The sequence below is a fragment of the Streptomyces sp. enrichment culture genome, assembly GCF_964273255.1.
Taxonomy (GTDB): domain Bacteria; phylum Actinomycetota; class Actinomycetes; order Streptomycetales; family Streptomycetaceae; genus Streptomyces.
In genome coordinates this window covers 1,961,552-1,983,195 of record NZ_OZ186835.1, presented here as the reverse complement: position 1 = coordinate 1,983,195, position 21,644 = coordinate 1,961,552, and the positions used below count along the sequence as shown (strand labels likewise).

Sequence of the window (21,644 nt, the reverse complement as noted above, 5' to 3'; positions counted from 1 at the left end):
GATCACAAGTGCGCCGCGCCGTATGCCCCGGGTCGTTCGACCCGATCACCAACGGACATCTCGACATCATTTCCCGCGCCTCCAGGCTCTACGACGAGGTCTACGTCGCGGTGATGATCAACCAGTCCAAGCGAGGACTGTTCGAGATCGAGGAGCGGATCGACCTGATCCGCCGCGTCACCGCCGAGTACGGCAACGTCCGCGTCGAGGCCTTCCACGGCCTCCTCGTCGACTTCTGCAAGCAGCGGGACATCCCCGCCATCGTCAAGGGCCTGCGCGCCGTCAGCGACTTCGACTACGAGCTGCAGATGGCCCAGATGAACAACGGTCTCTCCGGCGTGGAGACCCTCTTCATCCCCACCAACCCCACCTACAGCTTCCTGTCGTCCTCCCTGGTCAAGGAGGTCGCCACCTGGGGCGGCGACGTCTCCCACCTGGTCCCGGAAGAGGTCCTGACGGCGCTGGCCGCACGCCTGCGCCAGGACTGACACCGCGGGCGGACACCGTCCCCACGCGGGCCCGGGCGCCCCGGACACCGACGCTCCGCCGGTCGGTGTCCCCCGCCCGTGCCGGGGCCGTACAGTCGTCCCGTCCGTCTCCAACACAGCTGTAGAGAGTGGCGAGCACACGGTGGACGTGCAGAAGAAGCTCGACGAGATCGTCGCCGCGGTCTCCAGTGCCCGGTCGATGCCCATGTCGGCGTCGTGCGTGGTGAACCGCGCCGAACTGCTCGAGATGCTCGACGAGGTGCGCGCGGCGCTCCCCGACTCCCTCGCCCAGGCACAGGAGTTGATCGGCGGCCGGGAGCAGATGGTCGAACAGGCCCGCCAGGAGGCCGAGCGCATCATCGAGAGCGCGCACGCCGAGCGCGGCTCCCTCGTCTCCGGCACCGAGGTCGCCCGCCGCTCCCAGGCCGAGGCCGACCGGATCCTCTCCGAGGCCCGCAAGGAGGCCGAGGAGATCCGCGCCGAGGCCGACGACTACGTCGACTCCAAGCTGGCCAACTTCGAGGTGGTGCTCACCAAGACCCTCGGCTCGGTCGGCCGCGGACGCGAGAAGCTCCTCGGCACCGGCCCCGGACTCGACGAGCAGGGCTACGAGGACGAGGACGCCCCCGAGCGCAGCCACGACCCGGAGACCCTGCGCCGCAACGCCGACGCCTACGTCGATGTCAAGCTGGGCGCCTTCGAGGCGGTCCTCGCCAAGACCCTGGAGGCCGTCGGCCGGGGCCGGCAGAAGCTGCACGGCAGGATCGCCACCGACGACCTCGGCGCCCTCTCCGACGACCCCACCACCGTCCAGCACTCCAGCGACGCCGACTACCTCGCCGACCTCGCGGCGCTCTCCGACGCCCCCGCCCGCCCGGACCGGCAGCCGGCCCAGCCGGACTACGCCCCGCAGCAGCCCGAGCCCCAGCCGGCCTACGCCCAGCAGGACCCGCAGGCCCAGCAGCCCGCGTACGCCCAGCAGGACCAGCAGAACCAGGCAGCCGCCTACGCCCCGCAGGACCGGCAGCCGGACTACGGCTACCCGCAGCAGCCCGACCCCTACGGCGGCTACCAGCAGCAGTACCCCGGACAGCAGGACCCCTACGGCTACCCGCAGCAGGCCGACCCGTACGCGGCCGCCTACCAGGGCTACGACGGCGGGCAGGACGGCTACGGCGCCGGGCAGGCCCAGCAGGGGTACGTCCCGCAGCAGCCGCCGTCCCTGGACGAGACCAGCCTGTTCGACACCAGCATGATCAGCGCGGACCAGCTGCGTGCCTACGAGGAGGGCCGCGGCAACGGCTGACGCGGCCCCGGCCCGGGCGCCCCGGACGACCGGCCCGGGCGCCCCGGACGACCGGCCCGGGCGCCCCGGACGACCGGCCCGGGCGCCCCGGACGACCGAATTGGGCCGAGAGCCGATGGTCCAGTATCCTGGCTCATCGGTCGCGTGCGCGCTCTGCTGACTTCGTGGACGTCCGCGATCAGCGCTGCCCGGAACACCGCGCGGCAGCGTCCCCCCAGAGCTCGAAGACCGAAAGCAGGAATGGCCCTGAACGCCCGCCTCGACCACCGCAACCCCCTCGTGTTCGACACGCACGAGCTGGGACGGCGTCCTGGTGCGCTGCAGCGCCTGAACCGCACGGTGGACGCCCCCAAGGACCTCGGTATCAAGGGAGTCGTCGGAGTGCCGGAAGGCGCCCCGGTGGAGCTCGACCTCCGGCTCGAGTCGGTCATGGAAGGTGTGCTCGTCACCGGCACCGCCCGTGCGACGGCCGAGGGGGAGTGCGTAAGGTGTCTGGAGCCGCTCGGGCTGGAGCTCGCAGCGGACTTCCAGGAGATGTTCTCGTACCCTGACGCCGACGACCGGGGCCGCGTCACCGCGGAGCCCGGCGACGACGCCGAGGACGACGAGGACAGGCTCTTCCTCGAGGACGGCTTGTTCGACCTCGAGCCTGTGCTGCGTGATGCGGTGGTGCTCGCACTGCCGATGCAGCCGGTGTGCCAGGAAGACTGCCCGGGTCTGTGCTCCGAGTGCGGAGCGCGTCTCGCGGACGACCCGGAACACCACCACAACGCCGTCGACATCCGTTGGGCGGCACTGCAGGGACTCGCCGACACCATGAAGGACGGCGAGAAGGACGAGATGAGCGGCGCCGAACCTGGCGTCGACGAGAAGCAGGAGAAGTAGCCGTGGCTGTTCCGAAGCGGAAGATGTCGCGCAGCAACACGCGCCACCGCCGGTCGCAGTGGAAGGCTGCGGTCCCCACCCTGGTTGCGTGCGAGCGCTGCCACGAGCCCAAGCAGCAGCACATCGCGTGCCCGTCGTGCGGCACCTACAACAAGCGCCAGGTCCTCGAGGTCTGAGCGGCTGGTGAGAGGCACTGTGTCCACGCCGAAGAAGAACTCTGCGGACCACCAGGCCTCGTCCCACACGCTTCTGGAAGGGCGGCTCGGCTATCGGCTCGAGTCCGCCCTTCTGGTGCGAGCGCTGACGCACCGCTCCTACGCGTACGAGAACGGCGGTCTGCCGACGAACGAACGGCTGGAGTTCCTCGGGGACTCCGTGCTCGGCCTCGTCGTCACGGACACGCTGTACCGCACCCACCCCGACCTGCCCGAGGGCCAGCTGGCCAAGCTGCGGGCCGCGGTGGTCAACTCGCGTGCGCTGGCGGAGGTGGGCCGCGGGCTCGACCTGGGTTCCTTCATCCGGCTCGGCCGCGGTGAAGAGGGCACGGGAGGCCGGGACAAGGCATCCATCCTCGCCGACACCCTCGAAGCGGTGATCGGCGCCGTCTACCTCGACCAGGGTCTCGACGCGGCCTCCGAACTGGTGCACCGCCTGTTCGACCCGCTGATCGAGAAGTCGTCGAACCTCGGAGCCGGCCTGGACTGGAAGACCAGTCTCCAGGAGCTCACCGCGACCGAAGGGCTCGGAGTGCCCGAGTACCTGGTCACGGAGACCGGCCCCGACCATGAGAAGACCTTCACTGCTGCCGCCCGCGTCGGAGGCGTCTCGTACGGCACCGGCACCGGCCGCAGCAAGAAGGAGGCGGAGCAGCAGGCAGCGGAATCCGCATGGCGTTCCATCCGGGCCGCCGCGGACGAACGCGCCAAGGCGGCGGCCGAGGCCGAGCAGGTCGTCGAGGCCGCCGAGGCCGAAGCCTCCGCCGGGGCAGCCGAGGCCCCAGCCTCCGCCGAGGGGGCCGACGCCCCGTCGACCCCCGCCTGAGGCCGTCGCGCACCCCGGCCGGGGGACGCGAGGAGCACGACAGCAGCGCGACACGAGCGCCCGTCCCTTCCGGGGCGGGCGCTCGCGTCGACACCGGTCCGGAAAGGGGCCCGAGGGAACACCATGCCCGAACTGCCCGAGGTCGAGGTCGTCCGCCGCGGACTTGAGCGGTGGGTCGCCCACCGGACCGTCGCCGACGCCGAGGTCCTCCACCCGCGTGCGGTGCGCCGCCACCTCGCCGGACCCGACGACTTCGCACACCGCCTGCGCGGCCACCGCATGGGCACCCCCAGCCGGCGCGGCAAGTACCTGTGGCTGCCCCTGGAGGACACCGGCCAGGCCGTCCTCGCCCACCTCGGCATGAGCGGCCAGCTGCTGGTGCAGCCGCACAGCGCCCCCGACGAGAAGCACCTGCGCGTCCGGGTCCGCTTCACCGAGGGCCCGGCCGGCGACACCGAACTCCGCTTCGTGGACCAGCGCACCTTCGGCGGCCTCTCCCTGCACGACACCACCCCCGACGGCCTGCCCGACGTCATCGCCCACATCGCCCGCGACCCGCTCGACCCCCTCTTCGACGAGGACGCCTTCCACCGGGCCCTGCGCCGCAGGCGCACCACCGTCAAACGGGCCCTGCTCGACCAGTCCCTGATCAGCGGCGTCGGCAACATCTACGCGGACGAGGCGCTGTGGCGGGCGCGCCTGCACTACGAACGCCCCACCGCGACCCTCACCCGCCCGCGCACCCGGCTCCTCCTCGGGCACGTCCGGGACGTGATGAACGCCGCCCTCGCCGTCGGCGGCACCAGCTTCGACAGCCTGTACGTCAACGTCAACGGGGAGTCCGGCTACTTCGACCGCTCCCTGGACGCCTACGGCCGCGAGGGGCTGCCCTGCCGCCGCTGCGGCACACCGATCCGCCGCCGGCCCTGGATGAACCGCTCCAGCTACTACTGTCCCCGGTGTCAGCGGGCCCCGCGGGTCCCGTCGTAGCGCTCCCGGGCCTGAAGCACGGCGTCCATGCCGCCCTCCACGCACCGGATGAGGGCGAGCAGCCGCTCCGCGACCTCACGGCCCAGCGGGGTCAGTTCGTAGTCCACGCGCGGCGGATTCGTCGGCTGTGCCTCGCGGTGCACCAGACCGTCGCGCTCCAGCGCCTGCAGCGTCTGGGACAGCATCTTCTCGCTCACCCCGTCGACCCGCCGCCGCAGGGCGTTGAACCGCAGCGAGCCCTCGTACAGCGCCCCCAGCGTCAGTGAGCCCCAGCGCCCGGTCACGTGCTCCAGCGTGCTCCGGGACGGACAGGCCCGGGCGAACACGTCGTACGGCGGAGCGTCCTCCGCCGGTCCCCGCTGCACGGTCGTCATGTCACCGAGATTACGTCAGTGGCCCCTGACCGGCATCAGCCGCTGCGGCGGGCGTCAGCCGGACCGTACGGCGGCCGGCCCCGCGGCGGGGTCCCACACGCCGAACCACTGCTCGGCACCCCACTCCTCGAACCGCGCCACCTCGGTGAACCCGAGCCGTGCCGCGAGCCGCACCGAGCGGAGGTTGGCCGTCTGCGTGCACAGCACCACCGGCTCGCCGGGCACCACCCCGGCCACCCAGCCGAGGACCGCCCGGCACGCCTCGGCGGCATACCCGTGCCCCCACGCCTCCGGGAGCAGCAGGTACCCGAGCTCGATCTCCCCGCCCCCGGGACGGACGTGCCCCGGCCGCTCCGGCCCGCGCCGCTTCAGCTCGACGGTGCCGATCAGCTCCCCGTCCAGCTCGATCACGAACACCCCCGCCCGCCGCCCGGGCACCCGGGGCACGATCCGTTCGAGCTCCTCCCGCGGCCGGGGGCCACCGAGATGGGCGTAGACGTCCGCCGAGGAGAACAGCGCGATGAACCCGTCCCGGTCCCGCGCCTCGGCCTGCCGCAGGACGAGCCGGGCGGTCCGCAGGGGCGCGGGCGGGGTGGCGAGGGGGCCGGGAGGCGGGCCGGGGGCGGGGGTGGTCATGACGCTCGCACCGGCCGGCTCAGGGACGGTGAGGGCGGGACGTGTGGTGAGCGCGGTCGCGCACCACCCCGGAGCCGTAGATCACCCGGTCGTTCTGCGCCTGCACCAGCCGCGCCCGCTCGATGCGGAGCCCGTCGGCGTTCTCCGTACGGCCGTTCTGCCGCCGCAGGAGCACGACGACCAGCCCCAACGCCGCCACCCCCAGCAGTCCGAACAGGATGCCCAGCTCCACCATGCGTGTCCCCCCGTGCGCGCGCTGCCGGTACGAACTGCTCAGGGTAGCGCCGGAGTTGCCGCGACGCGCGGGTGCAGGGTGCGGTCCCGCCCGGGCCGTCAGGCGGACGGCCCGATGCGATGCGTGCCGGCTGCGGGGGCAGACCGTTCCGTCCAGCCGGTGCGGCGGCAGCACAGGGCCGCTGCACCGCCGCCGTCCACGGGCCAGGGGGCGGCCCGCGTCCCGTACCATGATCCGGCTTCTGACCTGAGGGGGACATGCGTGCGAACGACACCGGCCACCGTGACAGCCATCCTGGCCTGCCTGGTCCTGGGAGGAACCGCGACCGGCTGTGCCGACGACGACGGAGCCCAGTCCCCCTCCGCCGGCCACATGCTCGACGAGGCCAACGCCACGATGCGCGCCCTGACCTCGGTCACCGTCGAGACGGTCACCGAGGTCACCGACGGCGACGACCGCTCCAGCCGTCTGACGACCGACCTGGAGGGCACCTGCGCGTTCACGACGATCTCCGCCTCGGGTGCCCGCCTCGAACAGATCCGGATCGACGGGACGGACTACGTCAAGCCGAACCGGGCCTACCTGGAGGAGTCGGGCTACCCCGGCTCCGGAAAGGGCAAGCAGAACCGCTGGGCCAAGGTGCCGGCCGACAGGTCGCAACCGGGCAACGGACTCTCCTCGTGCACGCACGAGTTCGCCTCGTTCGGCCGGCCGGAGAAGGGCGAACCGACCGAGATCGACGGAACCGCGGCGATACCGTTGAAGGTGGCCGAGAAGGACGGCACCTACACCTTCTACGTCGCCACCGAGGGCAAGCCGTACCTCCTGAAGGTCGTCTACCGGGACGACGTTTTCCACACCACCACGTCGTTCAGCGCCTTCGACGAGCCGCTGGACGTCCGGCCCCCGGACGAGGCCGACGTCCTGGACATGAGCGGTATCGGCTGACGGGATGAGTCGAGGGGGCTTGCAGTGCAGACCGGAGACAGCCTGATGAGCCGGCTCGCTCGGTGGTGAGGGGAGCAAGTGTCCACTCTGATCAACGCGGTGGATGTCCGTCCGCGCGTGTACTACAGGACCATCCAGATCGGCCCCATCCTCTTCGGACAAGCGCCGACGGAGGACGAGATCGTCCAGATCCCCGGGGAGGGCTGGAGCCTCACCTCCAGCGACAACGATTTCTACCCTCTGGTGCGGTTGGAGGTGTGGGACGGTCCCGCGTCTCACCCATCAGGCTCATGGGAGTACGAACGGACTTTCCGTTCTTCGATGGCAGATCACCTCGCGGTGCTCGACCTGGGGGGCGTCTGCTACGGCGAACTTCCGCTGCGGCCGGGGCACTACCACCTGCGTTTGCTCTGCCGAGGGCGAGATCATGTCGAGGCTCTGCTCGCGCTCGATCCCTTCCCTCCCGAAGGGCCGCACGAGGATCCCCTCGAGGTGTGGGTCGTCCAGCTCTGGCCTGCCTGAGAAGCCGCATCCCCACCGGTCCCGGACCGCGGGGATCACACGGAGTTCCTGGCCGGGCGGTCTTCCGGCGGTACGCGCACGACCGCAGCACCACCCGGTAGCCCGGGGGTGCGATCCCACTCCACCTGCTTCCCGGACCCCTGTCGTCCTTGTCCGGCTCTGATCGCAGCGCCGTAAGGCCCGGGACCGGACTCGGGGTTGCCGTCGCGGACAAGGTGCCCCCTCGTCGCCTTTCGGGGGCACCAACCGCCGGCGGTTGCGGATCAGGTCGCTCCCGATGAGGTGACTGCCCTCCGGACACAGCCCACGAGGGGCCTGGCCGCGACCCGCGGTTGTCTCAGTACCCGAAGTTCTGCGTCCACCAAGGCCCGCCCGGGCCCATGTGGACGCCGACGCCCAGGGTCTTGAAGTCGCAGTTCAGGATGTTCGCCCGGTGGCCGGGGCTGTTCATCCAGGCTTCCATCACGGCCGCCGCGTCCGACTGGCCGCGGGCTATGTTCTCGCCGCCGAGGTCGGCTATGCCGGCCTTCTTGGCGCGGTCCCAGGGGGTGGCGCCGTCGGGGTCCGTGTGGTCGAAGAAACCGCGCTCGGCCATGTCGTCGCTGAACGCCTTGGCCAGGCCGGTCAGGGCGCTGCTCGCGGCGACGGGACGGCAGCCGACCTTGGCCCGTTCCTGGTTGACCAGCGCGAGCACCTGGGCGCCGGCGGCCTGCTCGGCCGACTGGGAGCCGGGGCTGCTCGGCTTCTTGGGGGCGGGTTCGGCCTTGCGAGGCGGGGTCGTCCGCTCCTGCGGGGTCTCCTCGCTCGGCGTGGCGGAGGGAGCCTTCTGCTTCTCCTCGCCCTGGTCCTTGCCCTTGTCCTTCTCCGGGGTCTCGGACGGAGTGGCCGTGGACGCCCCCGACGGGGACGCCTCCGGCGAGGTGGCGCGGTCGCCGTCACGGCTGGCCGGGGCGCCGGCCTCGCGGCCCGGGCTCTCCAGGCTGCCGGAGGCGCCGCCCTGACCGGCGGGGGAGTTGGTCGGTGCGCCGCCGGCCTCGACGGTCTCCCCGGGGGAGCTGTCGCCGCCCAGCTTGTAGTTCTCCAGGCCCGGAACCGCGCCCGTGGCCACCGCGACGGTGCCGATGGCGACCGCGGCGGAGACGCCGAGCAGCCCGCTGCGGACCGGGGTGCCGGCCTTCTTCTTGCGGCGCCGGTGTCCGCCGGGGCGGCGGGCCCCGGTGCCGGGCGGGAAGCCCTCGTCGGGGTGATGGGCGTCGGCGGCGGGGCCGTCGGCCCGGCGGGCCGCCGGGGGGCGGGGCACGGACCGGTGGTCGTCGATGAAGGTGTCGCCGGCGAAGCCGTGTTCGGTGCCGGGGTCTGCGGCGGCCGGGGCCTCGGGGAACGGGCCGTCCGGGACGTCGGGGCCGAAGGGGTCGGCGACGAAGCGGTTGCCGGGCAGCCGGTCGTCGGTGAACGCGTCGTGCGGGTGGGCCGCGTCCGCGTGCCCGGGGTCGAGCGGGTGCCCGTGGCCGTACGCCTGCCCGTGGTCGTGCGGGTGCCCGGGGCCGTACGGGTGTTCGTGATCGTGCGGGTGCCCGTGGCCGTACGGGTGTCCGTGATCGTGCGGGTGTGCGCCGTACTGGTGTCCGTCCGGCACGCCGGTGCCCGGGAAGGCCGGGCCGGTGACGTCCTCGGCGGGGAAGGAAGGGGCGGCCGGGAACACGGCGGTCTCGGCGGTGCCGATGACGCCGGACGCGGCCGGCGGGACGGGCGCTTCCACCGGCACGGCAGCGGATCCGGCCGCCGCACCGTAGGGGTCGGCGGGGGCGTCGAATGCGGCGGTGCCTGCGTCCGGGACGGGGCCGGCGGACTCGCCGGTGTCGAACTCGCCCGTGTCGAAGAGGTAGGCCTCGCTCTTCGCGTAGGTCTCGGCGTAGGCCTGCGGGTTCAGGTACGGGGCGATGCCCATGGTGGGCCGCTCGGCGGCGTGGGCGTCCAGCGGGACGGCGTGGACGTCCGGCAGGCCGTCGCGCCCCGCGTCCAGGGAGCCGTCGTGGTGAGTGACCCCCGTGGCGCGGCCCGTGGCGGCGCGGCCGGCGGCGGAGCGTCGGTGGCGTCCCATGTTCTGGCCTTCCTCGTCCTTGCGGTCGACTCGTCCTCGCGATCACCACGAAACTCACACCATCGAGTGAGTTTCATGTGAGATTCACTGGGTCGGGACGGTACCGCATGCCCCCAGGGGACCGTGTGCCCGGTGTGACATTGTCCGGTTAGGTTGCAGTCATGAGCGAGGATGTGCGACTGGTCGCCTGGGTCCGTGGGCGGGTACAAGGGGTGGGTTTCCGCTGGTTCACCCGGGCCAAGGCGCTGGAGCTGGGCGCCCTGAGTGGCTTTGCTCTCAATCTCGGCGACGGACGGGTGCAGGTGGTCGCCGAGGGCCCCCGGGCGCGCTGCGAGGCGCTCCTGGACTGGCTCCGGGACGGCGACACGCCCGGGCGCGTGGACGGAGTCACCGAGATCTGGGACACACCGCGCGGCGGCTACGACGGCTTCGCCATCCGCTGACCGGGCGGCTTCACGGCGCCCGGTGCGGGGCCGCCGCTCCACGGCCCGCCGGCCCCGCAGCGGAGAACGTCCTGGTGATTGCGGAAAGGCGCTTGTGGTCGAGCGCTCCGACCGCCAGGATGGCGGCCACGTCCCGAGGACCCGTGAAGATCGCGAGGCCGCCTGCGCGCGGCCGTACGCACCCGGTTGTCCGCCGATACGGGGCGTGATCGTGTTGACCGTCAAACTTTTTGGTGAGACGCTGAAAGCCCCGCGCACCTTAGCTGTTTGGCATGGCTGAACGGCAGCACAACTGCAAGCCTGCCAAGCACCGGCGGTGCGAATCCCTCACGACCCACACCGCATCGGTCGGTCACTCATTGTGGAGGACCATCCATCATGGCAAAGGCGCTTCTCGGTTACGTCGGCGGCTCCGACCCGCGACTCCTCGCCGAGATGCGACGGCTCCAGCAGCGTGTCCAGGACCTGGAATCGGAGCTCGTCCGGATCCAGGCCGAGAAGGACGCGCTGGCGGCTGCCGCTTCTCACGACAGGATCATGGAGAGCGTTGACGCACACCAGGCGGAGCCTGCGCTGACCTGATCACTGCACCGCTCCACGAACAGCACCGCAGTGGTCGGGCCGCTCATCACACCCGCCGCGTTGATTGAAGTGCAAGGGACGCCTCGGCGTCCCTTCTTTCTTTCCGCTCCCGCCTTCGTGCCCCGCCTCACCGGCCCCGCCCCGGGGAACGCGGCGCCCGCCCCTCGGGTCCTTGTCCCGCGCATCCTTTCACCCTCTTCAACGTCTGGTCTGCCCTTCCCGTTCACCGGCGAAACCGCGCGTTCATGGAGTGACACCTTCCCCGGCCGGTAAAGTCCGGCGGCGTGCACCTCAAGGCCCTGACCCTCCGCGGCTTCAAGTCGTTCGCCTCCGCGACCACGCTCCGGTTCGAACCGGGCATCACGTGTGTCGTCGGTCCGAACGGCTCGGGCAAGTCCAACGTGGTGGACGCGCTCAGCTGGGTCATGGGTGAACAGGGCGCCAAGTCGCTGCGCGGCGGCAAGATGGAGGACGTCATCTTCGCGGGCACCACCGGCCGCCCGCCGCTCGGCCGGGCCGAGGTGTCGCTGACCATCGACAACTCCGACGGCGCGCTGCCCATCGAGTACGCCGAGGTCACCATCACGCGGATCATGTTCCGCAACGGCGGCAGTGAGTACCAGATCAACGGCGACACCTGCCGGCTGCTCGACATCCAGGAACTGCTCTCCGACTCCGGCATCGGCCGCGAGATGCACGTCATCGTCGGCCAGGGCCAGCTCGACTCCGTGCTGCACGCCGACCCGATGGGCCGCCGCGCCTTCATCGAGGAGGCCGCGGGCGTCCTGAAGCACCGCAAGCGCAAGGAGAAGGCCCTGCGCAAGCTGGACGCGATGCAGGCCAACCTCGCGCGCGTGCAGGACCTCACCGACGAGCTGCGCCGCCAGCTCAAGCCGCTCGGCCGGCAGGCCGCCGTCGCCCGGCGGGCCGCCGTCATCCAGGCCGACCTGCGCGACGCCCGTCTGCGCCTGCTCGCCGACGACCTGGTGCGGCTGCGGGAGGCGCTGGAGGCCGAGATCGCCGACGAGGCCGCCCTCAAGGAACGCAAGGAGGCCGCCGAGCAGGCCCTGGGGAAGGCCCTGCGGCGGGAGGCGCAGCTGGAGGAGGAGGTGCGCCGCCTCACCCCGCGCCTGCAGAACGCCCAGCAGACCTGGTACGAGCTCTCGCGGCTCGCCGAGCGGGTGCGCGGCACCGTCTCGCTCGCCGACGCGCGGGTGCAGAGCGCCACCTCCGCCCCGCCGGAGGAACGCCGGGGCCGGGACCCGGAGGACCTGGAACGCGAGGCCGCCCGGGTCCGCGAACAGGAGGCCGAGCTGGAAGCCGCCCGGGAGGCGGCGGAGCGCGCGCTGGAGGACACCGTCGCCCACCGCGCCGAACTGGAGCGCGAACTGGCGCAGGAGGAGCGGCGCCTGAAGGACGTCGCCCGGGCCATCGCCGACCGCCGCGAGGGCCTGGCCCGGCTCAGGGGACAGGTCGGCGCCGCCCGGTCCCGCGCCACCGCGGCCCAGGCCGAGATCGAACGGCTGGCGGCCGCCCGCGACGAGGCCCAGGAACGGGCCGTCGCCGCCCAGGAGGAGTACGAGGCGCTGAAGGCCGAGGTGGACGGCCTCGACGAGGACGACGCCGAACTGGCCGAGCGGCACGAGACGGCCCGGCAGCACCTCGCGGAGGCCGAGGCCGCCCTCACCGCCGCCCGCGAGGCCGCCACCGCCGCCGAACGCGCGCGGGCCGCCACCCGGGCCCGGCACGACGCCCTCGCCCTCGGCCTGCGCCGCAAGGACGGCACCGGTGCCCTGCTCGCCGCGCGGGACCGCCTCACCGGGCTCCTCGGCCCCGCCGCCGAACTCCTCACCGTGACCCCCGGTCACGAGACCGCCCTGGCCGCGGCGTTCGGTGCCGCCGCCGACGCCGTCGCCGTCAGCACCCCCACCGCCGCGGCCGACGCCCTGCGTCTGCTGCGCAAGCAGGACGCGGGCCGGGCCGCGCTGCTGCTCGCCGGGGCCGCCGACGAGGCGCCCGGCGAACCGCGCACCGACGGGCCGCCGTACGCGGCCGACCTGGTGCGCGGACCCGAGGAGCTGATGCCGGCCGTGCGCAGGCTGCTGCGCGGGATCGTCGTCGTCGGCACCCTTCAGGACGCCGAGGAACTCGTCTACGCGCGGCCCGGCCTGACCGCCGTGACCGCCGAGGGCGACCTGCTCGGCGCCCACTTCGCGCAGGGCGGGTCGGCCGGCGCGCCCAGCCTGCTGGAGGTCCAGGCGTCCGTGGACGAGGCCGCCGCGGAACTCGCGGAACTGGCCGTGCGCTGCGAGGAACTGGCCGGCGCCCAGACGGCGGCCGAGGCGCGGCGCCGGGAGTGCGCGGCCCTCGTCGAGGAGCTGGGGGAGCGGCGGCGGGCCGCCGACCGGGAGAAGTCCGCGGTCGCCCAGCGCCTCGGCCGGCTCGCCGGGCAGGCGCGCGGCGCCGCCGGGGAGGCCGAGCGGGCCGCGGCGGCGGCGGCCCGGGCGCAGGAGGCCCACGAGAGCGCGCTCGCCGAGGTCGAGGAACTCGCCGAACGGCTCGCCGTCGCCGAGGAGATGCCCTTCGAGGAAGAGCCCGACACCGCCGTGCGGGACCGGCTCGCCGCCGACGGGGCCAACGCCCGGCAGACCGAGATGGAGGCCCGCCTCCAGGTCCGCACCCACGAGGAGCGGGTCAAGGGGCTGGCCGGCCGGGCCGACTCGCTGGACCGCGCGGCCCGCGCCGAGCGCGAGGCCCGCGCGCGGGCCGAGCAGCGCCGTGCCCGGCTGCGCCACGAGGCCGCCGTCGCCGGGGCCGTCGCGGCGGGTGCCCGGCAACTGCTCGCCCACGTCGAGGTGTCGGTGGCGCGGGCGGACGCCGAGCGTGCCACCGCCGAGGCGGCCAAGGCCCACCGCGAGCAGGAGCTGGCCCGGGCGCGCACCGAGGGACGCGATCTCAAGGCGGAACTCGACAAGTTGACGGATTCGGTTCACCGGGGCGAGGTACTCGGCGCCGAGAAGCGGCTGCGCGTGGAGCAGTTGGAGACCAAGGCGCTGGAGGAACTGGGTGTCGAACCGGCCGGACTGGTGGCGGAGTACGGTCCGCACCAGCTCGTGCCGCCCGCGCCCCCCGCCGACGGCGAGCAGCTGCCGGAGGACCCGGAGCACCCGCGCAACAGGCCCCGTCCCTTCGCCCGGGCCGAGCAGGAGAAGCGTCTGAAGGCCGCCGAGCGCGCCTATCAGCAGCTCGGGAAGGTGAACCCGCTCGCCCTGGAGGAGTTCGCGGCGCTGGAGGAACGCCACCAGTTCCTCAGCGAGCAGCTGGCGGACCTCAAGAAGACGCGCGCGGACCTGCTGCAGGTCGTCAAGGAGGTCGACGAACGCGTCGAGCAGGTCTTCACCGAGGCCTACCGGGACACCGCCAGGGAGTTCGAGGGCGTCTTCGCCCGCCTGTTCCCGGGCGGCGAGGGACGCCTGGTGCTGACCGACCCCGACAACATGCTCACGACGGGCGTGGACGTCGAGGCGCGTCCGCCCGGCAAGAAGGTCAAGCGGCTGTCGCTGCTCTCGGGCGGTGAGCGGTCCCTGACCGCCGTGGCGCTGCTCGTGTCGATCTTCAAGGCGCGGCCCAGCCCGTTCTACGTGATGGACGAGGTCGAGGCCGCGCTCGACGACACCAACCTCCAGCGGCTGATCCGGATCATGCAGGAGCTGCAGGAGGCCTCGCAGCTGATCGTGATCACGCACCAGAAGCGGACCATGGAGGTCGCCGACGCGCTCTACGGCGTGTCCATGCAGGGCGACGGCGTGTCCAAGGTCATCAGTCAGCGTCTGCGCTGAACGGTCACATCAGCTTCAAACATTGAACGCATCGGCGTCCTCCTTGGCTCCTGTGGTCTCAAAAATCACATGACATCGACTATTGACTTCAAGACTTGAAGGCATAGTCTCTGCGAAGTTGTTCTTACCTTCAGGTGCCTTCCGGTGAACCTCGAAGGGCTGACCCCCCGTCCGGCGATGCTGCCGGCGGCCCGAGGAGTACACGTGACCAGCTCGACGCAGGCACAGACATCAGGAGCCGCAACGGCTCATCCCGACCATCTCGGGCACGTCATCTTCATCGCGGCTTCGGCCGCCATGGGCGGTTTCCTCTTCGGTTACGACAGCTCCGTCATCAACGGCGCCGTCGAGGCCATCCGGGACCGTTACGACATCGGTTCCGCCGCCCTCGCACAGGTCATCGCCGTGGCCCTGATCGGCTGCGCCATCGGCGCGGCGACCGCGGGCCGCATAGCCGACCGCATCGGCCGCATCCGGTGCATGCAGATCGCCGCGGTCCTCTTCACCGTCAGCGCCATCGGCTCGGCGCTGCCCTTCTCGCTGTACGACCTCGCCTTCTGGCGCGTCGTCGGCGGCATCGCCATCGGCATGGCCTCCGTCATCGGCCCCGCCTACATCGCCGAGGTGGCCCCGCCCGCCTACCGCGGCCGGCTCGGCTCCTTCCAGCAGGCCGCGATCGTCGTCGGCATCGCCGTGTCCCAGCTGGTCAACTGGGGCATCCTCAACGCCGCCGGCGGCGACCAGCGCGGGAAGCTGCTCGGGCTGGAGGCCTGGCAGCTGATGCTCGGCGTCATGGTCGTCCCGGCCGTCCTCTACGGCCTGCTCTCCTTCGCGATCCCCGAGTCCCCCCGCTACCTGATCTCCGTCGGCAAGCACGAGCGGGCCCGGAGCATCCTCGAAGAGGTCGAGGGCAAGGGCGTCGACCTGGACGCCCGCGTCGACGAGATCCGGCAGGCCATGCACCGGGAGGAGAAGTCCAGCTTCAAGGACCTCCTGGGCGGCAGCTTCTTCTTCAAGCCGATCGTCTGGATCGGCATCGGCCTGTCGGTCTTCCAGCAGTTCGTCGGCATCAACGTCGCCTTCTACTACTCGGCCACCCTGTGGCAGTCGGTCGGCGTCGACCCGACGGACTCGTTCTTCTACTCCTTCACCACGTCGATCATCAACATCGTCGGCACCGTGATCGCGATGATCTTCGTGGACCGCATCGGCCGCCGGCCGCTGGCCATCATCGGGTCCGTCGGCATGGTGATCGGCCTGGCGCTGGAGGCCTGGGCCTTCTCCTTCGACCTGGTCGACGGCAAGCTGCCCGCCACGCAGGGCTGGGTCGCCCTGATCGCCGCCCACGTCTTCGTCCTCTTCTTCGCCCTGTCCTGGGGTGTCGTCGTGTGGGTGATGCTCGGCGAGATGTTCCCCAACCGGCTCCGTGCCGCCGCCCTGGGCGTGGCCGCGGCCGCGCAGTGGATCGCCAACTGGGCCATCACCGCCAGCTTCCCCTCGCTCGCCGACTGGAACCTGTCGACGACCTACGTGATCTACACCTTCTTCGCCGCCCTCTCCATCCCCTTCGTCCTGAAGTTCGTCAAGGAGACGAAGGGCAAGGCCCTGGAGGAGATGGGCTGACCCCCGGCGCCGTCCCCCACGGCCGGCGCCCCACGATCGGGGGAAGGGTTCCAGTCCCCGCTGCCCCTCTCCCGAACCCCCCACCGCCGCCCCCGGCCCGGACCCCCGGACCGGGGGCGGCGCCCTGTCCGGCGCCGCCCGGAGCGCGGCCGGGCGGTTCTCCGCCCGGACGGCCCGGCGGGACGCGGCGGGCTGCCCGGACCCAAGGCCCGGCTCAGCCCGCCAGCCGGGGCAGGACCCGCTCCGCGAACAGCTGCAGACTGCGCCACCCCTCGTCCACCGGCATCCCGCCCACCAGGGGGTGCAGCACGTAGGAGTCCCGCCCCAGGGCCGCGCCCGCCTCCGGCGTGAGGACGCGGTACACGCCCTCGGCACGCAACTCCTCCACCGTGCCGGCCGCCGACCGCACCGCCGAGCGGGCCCCGGGCGGCTGCCAGGAGGCGTAGGTCCGCGCCTCGTGCAGGAAGTGGTCGCCGTACAGCGCCCAGCACCGGTCCGGGTCCTCCGCCACGTGCAGCAGCGCGCCGTCGGCGGCCGGCATCGCGGCCCAGCCCCGCGTGCCGTACGCGGCGAGCCGCTCCTCGTGGTACGCCACCAGCTCCGGCAGGTGCGCGCCGGGCAGGAACGGCAGCCCCAGCCGGGCGGCCCGGCGGGCGGCGGCGCGGGACGACCCGCCCACCAGGAGCGGCGGATGCGGCTCGGTCGCCGGACGCGGGGTGACCCGCACCCTCCGGGCCCTGGTGGGTGAACTCCTCACCGGTCCACGCCGACAGCAGGGTCGACAGCGGCTCGTCCTGGAGCTCACCGCGCCGGGCGAAGTCCACGCCGAACAGGTCGTACTCCTCCGGCCGGTAGCCGAGGCCGGCGACCGTGACCAGCCTGCCGCCGCTCAGCAGGTCCGGCACCGCGATCTCCTCGGCCAGCCGCAGCGGGTGGTACAGCGGACCGATCATGGCCGCGGCGGTGACCGTGATCCGCCGGGTGGCGTCGAGTACCGCCCCCGCGACGGTGAACGGCGCGGGCAGCCAGTTGTCACCGGATCCGTGGTGCTCCTCCGTCTGCACGGTGGTCACCCCGCGGTCGTCCGCGCAGGCGGCCATCTCCAGGGCCGCCCGGTAGCGCGCGCCGAGCTCGGACGGGGAGGCGCCGGGAGCGACCAGGTTGAGGCGTACGACCGTGACGGGCATGGCTGGGATCCCTTCGCCGAGTCCACCGTCCGCCGGGCTGTTCCGGTCGGACGGTGGCTGACGATACGTCAGTCGGCCAGGGTGCCCGGGCCCCCGGCACGGACGTTCCACGGCGGGTCGGCGTCGGGGCGTGCGGGGGTGCCATGGCCGATACTGGACGGGTTATGGACATCGTCATCCTTGCTGTAGTCATCGCCGTGGTCGTGCTCGGCGCGATCGGCGGGCTCATCGTCGGCAGCCGCCGCAAGAAGCCGCTGCCCCCGCCGCCGCCCGCCGCGCCCGACATCACCGCCCCTCCGGCCGAGCCGCACGTCGGCGACGAGGCCGAGACGCCGCGGGAGGAACCGCGGCGCACCATCGAGGAGGTTGATCTTCCCGACGGCTCCGCCGTCGTCATCGAGGAGCCGCCCGCCGCGGAGGCTCCCGCCATCGAGATCCCGGCCCCCACCGAGGGCCGCCTGATCCGCCTGCGGGCCCGTCTCTCCCGCTCGCAGAACGCCCTCGGCAAGGGCCTGCTCTCCCTGCTGTCCCGCGAGCACCTCGACGAGGACACCTGGGAGGAGATCGAGGACACCCTGCTCACCGCCGACGTCGGCGTCCAGCCCACCCAGGAGCTCGTCGAGCGGCTGCGGGAGCGCGTCAAGGTCCTCGGCACCCGTACCCCCGAGGAACTGCGCGGACTGCTCCGCGAGGAGCTGGTCACCCTGGTCGGCCCCGACATGGACCGCACCGTGCACACCGGCAACGAGACCGGCGGCCCCGGCGTCGTCATGGTCGTCGGGGTCAACGGCACCGGCAAGACCACCACCACCGGCAAGCTGGCCCGCGTGCTGGTCGCCGACGGTAACACCGTCGTGCTGGGCGCGGCCGACACCTTCCGCGCGGCCGCCGCCGACCAGCTCCAGACCTGGGGCGAGCGGGTCGGGGCCCACATCGTGCGCGGCCCCGAGGGCGGCGACCCGGCCTCCGTCGCGTTCGACGCGGTCAAGGAGGGCAAGGAGATGGCCGCCGACGCGGTGCTCATCGACACCGCCGGCCGCCTGCACACCAAGACCGGCCTCATGGACGAGCTCGGCAAGGTCAAGCGGGTCGTGGAGAAGCAGGCCCCGCTGGACGAGGTGCTGCTCGTGCTGGACGCCACCACCGGCCAGAACGGCCTGGTCCAGGCGCGGGTGTTCGCCGAGGTCGTCGACATCACCGGCATCGTCCTCACCAAGCTGGACGGCACCGCCAAGGGCGGCATCGTCGTCGCGGTCCAGCGCGAGCTGGGCGTCCCGGTCAAGCTGATCGGGCTCGGCGAGGGCGCGGACGACCTGGCCCCGTTCGAACCGGCGGCATTCGTGGACGCTCTCCTCGGGGAGTGACCCCCGGCCGCCGCCCGCACGCGAGGAAGCGCCCGCCTCCCGGTCCGCCCGGGGACGGGCGCTTCGCCGTTCCTCCCGCCGGGGAAGGCGCCCCGGAGGACGCCGAGCGCGGGCAGCCGGAGTCTCGCGGGCCGTGCTCACGGGCACGGGCGAGGGGCGGGGCCGGCCGCCGCGGGGGTGGACGGGCACCCGGGGCAGGGCGCCGAGCCGTGGCCGCCGGCCGGAGGGGGAGGACCGCGCGCCCGTGCCTCACGGGCCCGGGGGCGCTGATCCCCGCACGCTGCGACGCCCCCGGCGAGGGCCGGACGGTCCCCGTCGCCCGCGCCGGCCCGCGCGGAGCGGTCCGGGCCCGACGGGCGAGGCGGGCGGGCCCGCCTCGCGGGACCAGGCGGACGCCCTCACGCGCGGCCGGGGCCCGTGCTCCCGGCGCCCCGCTCACCGCGCCATGGCCGGAGCGCCCCGGCCGTGCGGGCGCGCGAGCGGTGGGCCACGTACGCCAGGGTGCCCAGGAGCAGGCGCGCCTGAGGGGGGCGGGTGGCGGAGTCCAGGGCGGGGGAGCGCAGCCAGCGGACCGGGCCCAGGCCCGCACGGTCGAACGGCGGGGCCGTGACGTGCGTACCGGGGCCGAGGGCGCGCAGGTCCAGGGCGGCCGGGTCGTCCCAGCCCATGCGGTACAGCAGCCGGGGCAGGGCGGCGGCCGCCCCCGGCGCGACGAAGAACTGGGCGCGCCCGTCCGGGGTGGCGCTGACCGGGCCGACGGGCAGGCCCATGCGCTCCAGGCGGGCCAGGGCGTGGAGACCGGCGGGCTCGGCCACCTCCAGCACGTCGAAGGCGTGTCCCACCGGGAGCATCGCGGAGGCTCCGGGGAACCCGGCCCAGGTCCGGGTGACCTCGTCCAGCGGAGCCCCGGCGGGGATCCGCGGCGCGAAGTCCAGGGGGTGTGCGCCCGGCGCCGGGCAGTCCGGCCGTCCGCAGGAACAGGAGCCGGCGGCGGCCCGGGCGCCCGGGAGGACGTCCCAGCCCCACAGGCCGGTGTACTCCGCCACGGTGGTGGCGTCCGACGCGCGGCCGCGGCGGCGCGAGCCGGACCGGATGTCGCGGATGCCCCGGCTGATACCGATCGTGAAGCCCATGCCCCCTCCAACGGGTCCGGCGAACCGGTGGTTACGCAGCGGACGCGGAATGTGACGCTCTGTTTGCGGCTTCCCCGTGCCGGCCGGCCCAAGCGGCGTCCGGAAGCTCCAGGGGTGGTGCGCCTGGCGGTGTGCGCCCCTGTCTGCGTCACCGCGTCCACTCTTGGCTGTCCAGTGTCAAGTGAACCCCGGGACGGCAACCGTGAGTTCATTCGAAGGGGTGGCGAATGGTGGCGATTGTGCATCCGCCATGGCTGGACGGGTGATCGTGGGACTACGGTGTGTGCACGGCTTCTTGGGGCACATGCTCTTGTGGGTATGCCGGAGGCAACTCGGCTTTCCGTTCGAAGGGTGGCAAGCGCCGGACGGGCGGCCCCGACAACCGGCATTCTGATAAGGCTTGGCGCACTCAGCGACAAGTGGTCTTCAGGGATGGGGGCGTTCCAGTGAGCGGCAACGGCGGTGGCGGGACGAGTACGGCGAGTCCGGAGAAACGTCCGAACGAGCTGCTCGCCTCGTGGTTCGTCCGCAGCGGCTGGTCCAAGGGCGAACTGGCCCGTCAGGTCAACCGCAGGGCACGCCAGTTGGGCGCCAACCACATCTCCACCGACACCTCGCGCGTGCGCCGCTGGCTGGACGGCGAGAACCCCCGCGAACCCATCCCCAGGATCCTCTCCGAACTGTTCTCCGAGCGCTTCGGCGTCGTCGTCTCCGTCGAGGATCTGGGCCTGCGCACGACCCGCCCGGCACCCTCCGCCACCGGCGTCGACCTGCCGTGGACGGGCCCGCAGACCGTGGCCCTGCTCAGCGAGTTCTCGCGCAGCGACCTGATGCTGGCGAGGCGCGGCTTCCTCGGGAGCTCGCTGGCCCTCTCCGCGGGCCCGTCCCTGATCGAGCCCATGCAGCGCTGGCTCGTCCCCACCCCGTCCGCCCCGCAGACGCACCCGGCGGCGGACCCCTCCGCCCCGGGGCGCGGCCGGGGCCGGCTGTCCAAGCCGGAGCTGGACCTGCTGGAGACCACCACCGTCATGTTCCGGCAGTGGGACGCCCAGTGCGGCGGCGGCCTGCGCCGGAAGGCCGTCGTCGGGCAGCTGCACGAGGTCACCGACCTCCTGCAGGAGCCCCAGCCCGAGGCCACCACCCGCCGCCTGTTCAAGGTGGCCGCCGAACTCGCCGAACTCGCGGGCTGGATGTCCTACGACGTGGGACTGCAGCCCACCGCCCAGAAGTACTTCGTCCTCGCGCTGCACGCCGCCAAGGAGGCCGGCGACCGCCCCCTCGGCTCGTACATCCTCTCCAACATGAGCCGCCAGATGATCCACCTCGGCCGCCCGGACGACGCCCTGGAACTCATCCACCTCGCCCAGTACGGCAGCCGCGACTGCGCCGGCCCGCGCACCCAGGCGATGCTGTACGCGATGGAGGCCCGCGCCTACGCCAACATGGGCCAGCCCGGTCGGTGCAAGCGGGCGGTCCGCATGGCCGAGGACACCTTCGCCGAAGCCGCCGAGTGGGACGAGCCCGACCCCGGCTGGATCAGCTTCTTCACCGAGGCCGAGCTGTACGGCGAGAACTCCCACTCCTTCCGCGACCTGGCCTACGTCGCCGGCCGCAGCCCCACCTACGCCTCCCTCGCCGAACCGCTGATGCAGCGCGCCGTGGAACTCTTCGCCCGGGAGCGCAGCGAGCACCAGCGCTCCTACGCCCTCAACCTGATCGGCATGGCCACCGTCCACCTCCTCCAGCGCGAACCCGAACAGGGCGCGGCCCTCGCCACCGACGCCATCCGCGCGGCCAAGAAGGTCCGTTCGGAACGCGTGAACACCCGTATCCGAAAGACGGTGGACACCGCCGTCCGCGACTTCGGCGACCTCGCCGTCGTCGTCGACCTCACCGAGCGGCTCGCCGCCGAGCTGCCGGAGACCGCCGAAGCGGTCTGACCGCGGC

The 21,644-nt window shown here is 72.9% G+C and carries 19 protein-coding genes and 1 pseudogene; 14 read left to right on the top strand and 6 right to left on the bottom strand.

Features of this window, described 5'->3' with window-relative positions; all coding sequences use genetic code 11:
• Positions 1-8: 8 nt before the first annotated feature.
• The 6 genes from coaD to mutM all read left to right on the top strand — a co-directional run bounded on the left by coaD (position 9) and on the right by mutM (position 4,710).
• Positions 9-488 (top strand): pantetheine-phosphate adenylyltransferase, encoded by a 480-nt coding sequence (gene coaD / locus ACSU53_RS08375; protein WP_437026048.1) that lies wholly within the window; start codon positions 9-11, stop codon positions 486-488.
• 142 nt (positions 489-630) lie between these two features.
• Positions 631-1,794 (top strand): cell division initiation protein, encoded by a 1,164-nt coding sequence (locus ACSU53_RS08370; RefSeq protein WP_437026046.1) that lies wholly within the window; start codon positions 631-633, stop codon positions 1,792-1,794.
• Between the two features lie 240 nt (positions 1,795-2,034).
• Positions 2,035-2,679: a YceD family protein gene (locus ACSU53_RS08365; protein ID WP_164336363.1), complete on the top strand. Its 645-nt coding sequence runs from the start codon at positions 2,035-2,037 to the stop codon at positions 2,677-2,679.
• A gap of 2 nt (positions 2,680-2,681) precedes the next feature.
• The gene (gene rpmF, locus ACSU53_RS08360) at positions 2,682-2,855 is read left to right on the top strand and encodes a 50S ribosomal protein L32 (RefSeq protein ID WP_003951102.1); all 174 of its coding nucleotides are present in this window, start codon (positions 2,682-2,684) and stop codon (positions 2,853-2,855) included.
• 7 nt (positions 2,856-2,862) lie between these two features.
• Positions 2,863-3,720 (top strand): ribonuclease III, encoded by an 858-nt coding sequence (rnc, locus tag ACSU53_RS08355; protein WP_437026044.1) that lies wholly within the window; start codon positions 2,863-2,865, stop codon positions 3,718-3,720.
• Positions 3,721-3,843: 123 nt separating this feature from the next.
• A complete protein-coding gene (mutM, locus tag ACSU53_RS08350) occupies positions 3,844-4,710 on the top strand; it encodes a bifunctional DNA-formamidopyrimidine glycosylase/DNA-(apurinic or apyrimidinic site) lyase (RefSeq protein WP_362092247.1) in 867 nt (288 codons plus the stop codon).
• On the opposite strand, the gene ACSU53_RS08345 is transcribed toward mutM, so the two are convergent.
• Genes ACSU53_RS08345 through ACSU53_RS08335 form a run of 3 tightly spaced genes read right to left on the bottom strand, consistent with a single transcriptional unit; the run spans position 4,683 to position 5,955 of the window.
• Positions 4,683-5,084 carry a winged helix-turn-helix transcriptional regulator gene (locus ACSU53_RS08345; RefSeq protein ID WP_437026043.1) on the bottom strand — a complete coding sequence of 134 codons (402 nt, stop codon included), beginning with the start codon at positions 5,082-5,084 and terminating at the stop codon, positions 4,683-4,685. The two genes, mutM and ACSU53_RS08345, sit on opposite strands and share 28 nt — an antisense overlap.
• A gap of 54 nt (positions 5,085-5,138) precedes the next feature.
• The gene (locus ACSU53_RS08340; RefSeq protein WP_437026041.1) at positions 5,139-5,720 is read right to left on the bottom strand and encodes a GNAT family N-acetyltransferase; all 582 of its coding nucleotides are present in this window, start codon (positions 5,718-5,720) and stop codon (positions 5,139-5,141) included.
• Positions 5,721-5,739: 19 nt separating this feature from the next.
• Complete coding sequence (locus tag ACSU53_RS08335) at positions 5,740-5,955, bottom strand: hypothetical protein (RefSeq protein ID WP_437026038.1); 216 nt, start codon at positions 5,953-5,955, stop codon at positions 5,740-5,742.
• A gap of 282 nt (positions 5,956-6,237) precedes the next feature.
• Here ACSU53_RS08335 and ACSU53_RS08330 point away from each other — a divergent pair, with 282 nt between their 5' ends.
• Positions 6,238-6,903 carry a hypothetical protein gene (locus ACSU53_RS08330; RefSeq protein WP_437026036.1) on the top strand — a complete coding sequence of 222 codons (666 nt, stop codon included), beginning with the start codon at positions 6,238-6,240 and terminating at the stop codon, positions 6,901-6,903.
• Positions 6,904-6,981: 78 nt separating this feature from the next.
• Positions 6,982-7,425, top strand: coding sequence for a hypothetical protein (locus tag ACSU53_RS08325; protein ID WP_437026035.1), 444 nt, complete (start codon positions 6,982-6,984; stop codon positions 7,423-7,425).
• A gap of 337 nt (positions 7,426-7,762) precedes the next feature.
• Here the strand turns inward: ACSU53_RS08325 and ACSU53_RS08320 are convergent, their stop codons facing one another.
• Positions 7,763-8,863 (bottom strand): CAP domain-containing protein, encoded by a 1,101-nt coding sequence (locus ACSU53_RS08320; protein WP_437033082.1) that lies wholly within the window; start codon positions 8,861-8,863, stop codon positions 7,763-7,765.
• An 824-nt stretch (positions 8,864-9,687) separates the two neighbouring features.
• Here ACSU53_RS08320 and ACSU53_RS08315 point away from each other — a divergent pair.
• The 4 genes from ACSU53_RS08315 to ACSU53_RS08300 all read left to right on the top strand — a co-directional run bounded on the left by ACSU53_RS08315 (position 9,688) and on the right by ACSU53_RS08300 (position 16,013).
• The gene (locus ACSU53_RS08315; protein WP_403648739.1) at positions 9,688-9,969 is read left to right on the top strand and encodes an acylphosphatase; all 282 of its coding nucleotides are present in this window, start codon (positions 9,688-9,690) and stop codon (positions 9,967-9,969) included.
• Positions 9,970-10,347: 378 nt separating this feature from the next.
• Positions 10,348-10,551 (top strand): hypothetical protein, encoded by a 204-nt coding sequence (locus ACSU53_RS08310; RefSeq protein WP_030824772.1) that lies wholly within the window; start codon positions 10,348-10,350, stop codon positions 10,549-10,551.
• 284 nt (positions 10,552-10,835) lie between these two features.
• On the top strand, positions 10,836-14,390 hold the full coding sequence (smc, locus tag ACSU53_RS08305) for a chromosome segregation protein SMC (RefSeq protein ID WP_437026033.1): 3,555 nt from the start codon (positions 10,836-10,838) through the stop codon (positions 14,388-14,390).
• 204 nt (positions 14,391-14,594) lie between these two features.
• On the top strand, positions 14,595-16,013 hold the full coding sequence (locus ACSU53_RS08300; protein WP_437026031.1) for a sugar porter family MFS transporter: 1,419 nt from the start codon (positions 14,595-14,597) through the stop codon (positions 16,011-16,013).
• Positions 16,014-16,227: 214 nt separating this feature from the next.
• Here the strand turns inward: ACSU53_RS08300 and ACSU53_RS08295 are convergent.
• Positions 16,228-17,200 (bottom strand): annotated as a pseudogene (locus ACSU53_RS08295) (LLM class flavin-dependent oxidoreductase).
• A gap of 164 nt (positions 17,201-17,364) precedes the next feature.
• Here ACSU53_RS08295 and ftsY point away from each other — a divergent pair.
• The gene (ftsY, locus tag ACSU53_RS08290) at positions 17,365-18,564 is read left to right on the top strand and encodes a signal recognition particle-docking protein FtsY (RefSeq protein WP_437026028.1); all 1,200 of its coding nucleotides are present in this window, start codon (positions 17,365-17,367) and stop codon (positions 18,562-18,564) included.
• A 398-nt stretch (positions 18,565-18,962) separates the two neighbouring features.
• Here the strand turns inward: ftsY and ACSU53_RS08285 are convergent, their stop codons facing one another.
• Positions 18,963-19,697: a bifunctional DNA primase/polymerase gene (locus tag ACSU53_RS08285; protein WP_437026027.1), complete on the bottom strand. Its 735-nt coding sequence runs from the start codon at positions 19,695-19,697 to the stop codon at positions 18,963-18,965.
• A 446-nt stretch (positions 19,698-20,143) separates the two neighbouring features.
• Here ACSU53_RS08285 and nsdA point away from each other — a divergent pair, with 446 nt between their 5' ends.
• Positions 20,144-21,637: a transcriptional repressor NsdA gene (gene nsdA / locus ACSU53_RS08280; protein ID WP_437026025.1), complete on the top strand. Its 1,494-nt coding sequence runs from the start codon at positions 20,144-20,146 to the stop codon at positions 21,635-21,637.
• Positions 21,638-21,644 lie beyond the last annotated feature (7 nt).